At 39.8% G+C, this 3403-nt stretch carries 3 protein-coding genes; 2 read left to right on the top strand and 1 reads right to left on the bottom strand.

The features are described from left to right. Together NZ519_13115 and NZ519_13110 are read left to right on the top strand one after the other, a co-directional pair. Positions 1-208, top strand: a 208-nt coding sequence (locus NZ519_13115) for a hypothetical protein (protein MCS7029695.1), incomplete at its 5' end; no start/stop codon positions are given. A gap of 53 nt (positions 209-261) precedes the next feature. Next, complete coding sequence (locus tag NZ519_13110; GenBank protein ID MCS7029694.1) at positions 262-1932, top strand: T9SS type A sorting domain-containing protein; 1671 nt, start codon at positions 262-264, stop codon at positions 1930-1932. A 53-nt stretch (positions 1933-1985) separates the two neighbouring features. Here NZ519_13110 and pseB read toward each other — a convergent pair whose 3' ends face one another. Then, positions 1986-2990: a UDP-N-acetylglucosamine 4,6-dehydratase (inverting) gene (gene pseB, locus NZ519_13105; GenBank protein ID MCS7029693.1), complete on the bottom strand. Its 1005-nt coding sequence runs from the start codon at positions 2988-2990 to the stop codon at positions 1986-1988. Positions 2991-3403: the final 413 nt, after the last annotated feature.

Below are 3403 nucleotides of genomic sequence, written 5' to 3'. Positions count from 1 at the left end.
CAGCGAAGTACCGAAGCGAAGCGTAGTGCGGAATGCCCCGACCCTTGCGCAGCAAGGGGCACGCCCAAAAAATCAAAAATTATACTCAAAAAAAGAAGTACCGCAAAGGAGAGTTAGTCCATTCGTGTTTGCTACGTATACTTTGACTGCAAAACTACTTTTACCTAACCGAAAAAAGTATTATATTTGCACTTATATAAGGTCTTAATGAAAATGCGTATAACTATCTACCTACTCTTGCTCTTTACATTGTTCCTAAAATTGAAAGCTTTTAGCCAAACCTTTCCTGCTTTTGCATGGGCTAAGCATATTGCAGGGAGCAACAACGAATATATAACCGCTAGTACAATGGATAACTCTGGAAACATTTACATTACGGGAGGTTTTGAAGGTTCTGTAGACTTTGACCCTGGACCCGCTCTGTTTGCCCTTGTGGCAGTAGGACAAAGAGATGTTTTTGTTGCTAAATACACTTCAACAGGTGCTTTTGTGTGGGCAAAACAAATCTCAGGTCCGCAAATAGAAGAAGCAGAAGCTATCACAGTAGATAATGCAGGGAACGTTTATGTGTCTGGTAATTTTGAAAATACAGTAGATTTTGACCCTGGTTCTGGCGTGTACGATATAACAGCCAAAGGACAGACAGATATTTTCGTGCTTAAACTAGACGCAGCAGGTAATTTTATTTGGGTCAATCATTGTGGAGGAAATAACATAGAAGGTTCAAGAAGTGTTGTTTTAGACAATGCGAATAATTTATATGTTGCAGGGTATTTCAGTGGTACAGTAGATTTTGATCCGAGTGCTGCCGTATTCAATCTCACTGCGGGGGGAGGAAGCGATGCTTACATAGCTAAATTTGCTGCCAGCACAGGTGCTTTTCAGTGGGTAAAGCAGTTTGCGGGTTCAAGCCCTTTGGATTATTGTGATATTACCAAAATGGTATCAGACGCATCAGGAAATTTCTACATAGCAGGTTCTTTTCAAGGTACAATAGATTTTGATACAGGTGCAGGTACTTCTACCTTAACTTCCACAGGTATGAGCGGCGATTTCTTTATCACTAAACTAGACAATAGTACAGGTTTAATTTGGTTAAAGTATTTAGACGTTTCAGGGTTTAGTCTGATAACTAATTTGAGTTTAGATAATGTTGGCAACCTATTATTGACAGGTGATTTTGAATCCACTGTTGATTTTGACCCAGGTCCAGGCACATTTAACCTTACTCCAAATGGGTTAAGTGATGTATTTGTGCTCAAATTAACTGACACAGGGAACTTTGTATGGGCTTTGTCCGTAGGAGGAAGCACAGGCTATGATACAGGATATAGCTTGCTTACCACTGCTACAAATGACATTATCGTTACAGGTACCTACCAAGGAACAGTGGATTTTGATCCAGGTGCGCCCATATATCAAATCAGTTCAGACGCAGATTCATGGGACATATTCATTCTAAAATTAAGCAGTACAGGTGGCTTTGAATGGGCAAAAAGTGTAGGAGGCCCAGATTCAGATTTTCCTATCATGATACATAGGGACGGATTTGAAAACTTGTACATAACAGGCAACTTCTCAGGAACTTGCGACTTTGACCCTGATATCCCTACCTTTTACTTGTCTGCTAACCAAATAGATGCTTTTATACTCAAACTTAATGCCTCTTTAACCAGCTATCATGCTTCTTATGTTTATCCCTCTTTTGAAATCTATCCCACTGTAACTAATCAAACTGTATATATTCGTACACAACATACCCAAAACTACACAGTACAAGTTTTTGACAACATGGGTAAAAAACTATTTGAATCTCAAAACGCTTCTGCTGTTCCTGTACATTCATTCGCAACAGGTTTGTACTATTTGCGCGTACAAGATAATAACTCATCTTTCTTTCAAGAGTATCGGTTTATCGTTCAGCAGGAATAAAAGAGCAGCTAATAATTTTTATTCTACTTCTCATAATTGAATAGCAGTATAAATCAACAGACTTCACTCACTAACTTCTTTAAGTCTTCCACTGAAAGCCAATGAGTATTTCTTTCTGAGCAATACACGTCATTCTCTGTTAAAGGTTTGCCGTTGTATTTTTTGAGGTATTCCTGCTTTTGGTTGAGCTTGTAATAAGGCAGTGTAATAAAGTATTTTTCCGTTTCTATTGTATAAAGCGCGTCCGATGCGGTAAGCATCTCTTCGTGGATTTTTTCCCCTGGGCGTAGTCCTATAACTTCGTATTTACAATCAGGGCAAATGGCTTTGGCTAGATCTATTACTCTGAATGAAGGTATTTTTGGGATGAATATTTCTCCGCCTTGGGCATTTTGTAGGGCAAACAATACCAAATTCATAGCATCTTGAACGGTGATAGCAAACCGAGTAGCTTCCAAGTGTGTGATAGGAATAGGTTTATTTTGTTTTTTTTTACTCAAAAAGTGCGGAATAACCGAAGCATGTGAACCCATCACGTTTCCGTATCTGACTACGGCTACAATAGGTTTGTGTAAGTTAGGTTCTCTATTGACATCAATAAATAGCTTATCTGCGCATAGTTTTGATGCCCCATATACGCTAATAGGGGCTACTGCTTTATCTGTTGAGATGGCTATTACTTTTTGAACTCCTCTTGTAATAGCTGCTGTAATTACGTTTTGTGAACCTATGATGTTGGTTTTGATACATTCTGATGGGTTAAGTTCTGCTGTAGAAACTTGTTTTAGGGCTGCGGCGTGGATGATAATATCTACTCCTTCGCAAACCTGCATCAAGTGTTCAACATCTCTTACGTCGCCTAATACGTATTGCAAAAATGGATACTCTTGTACAGAGAATTCTTGTTCCATTTCATATTGTTTAAGTTCGTTGCGTGAGTAAATAATAACTTTTTTTGCTTTGTGGGGGTTTTGTGTAAGCAAAGAAACAAATTTTCGCCCAAAATAACCTGTTCCCCCTGTGATAAGAAGGGTTTTGTCATTTAGCTCTGATAGCATTGTCCAAAAGTAGTACAAAATACATGATTTTTACAGCAAAAAACAAATTCTACTTGCTTTTCTCAACAAGTTATATAGTCTGAACTGTAAGTAACTTTTTGGGCGTGCCCTTGTGGGCATTCGCTGCGCTCATACCCACAAGGTCGGCGTGCTACGGGCTACGCTTTCGCTTCGGTGCTGCGCTTCGCTCCGCACCGTGCTGACGCACGCCCTTCGCATGCCTCACGCAGAGAATCTCTGAAAAAGCCATTTCTCTGTTTCTTATGCAAAGTTTTAGCTTGTAAGTGATTGTACTTCAAGCTTAAACAAGGTAAAGACATAATTGCAAAGGTAAATTGCGTGAGGGGCATGGAGCATGCCCGTCAGGGCAGTACGAAGCGCAGCGAAGTACCGAAGCGAAGCGCAGTGCGGAA

The sequence above is a fragment of the Bacteroidia bacterium genome, from assembly GCA_025056095.1.
Classification (GTDB): Bacteria; Bacteroidota; Bacteroidia; order JANWVE01; family JANWVE01; genus JANWVE01.
This window is presented reverse-complemented; position numbering and strand designations above follow the sequence as displayed.

Excerpts from the sequence above, each read along its gene's own strand:
- pseB (MCS7029693.1), bottom strand. The coding sequence starts at position 2,990 with ATGCTATCAGAGCTAAATGACAAAACCCTTCTTATCACAGGGGGAACA.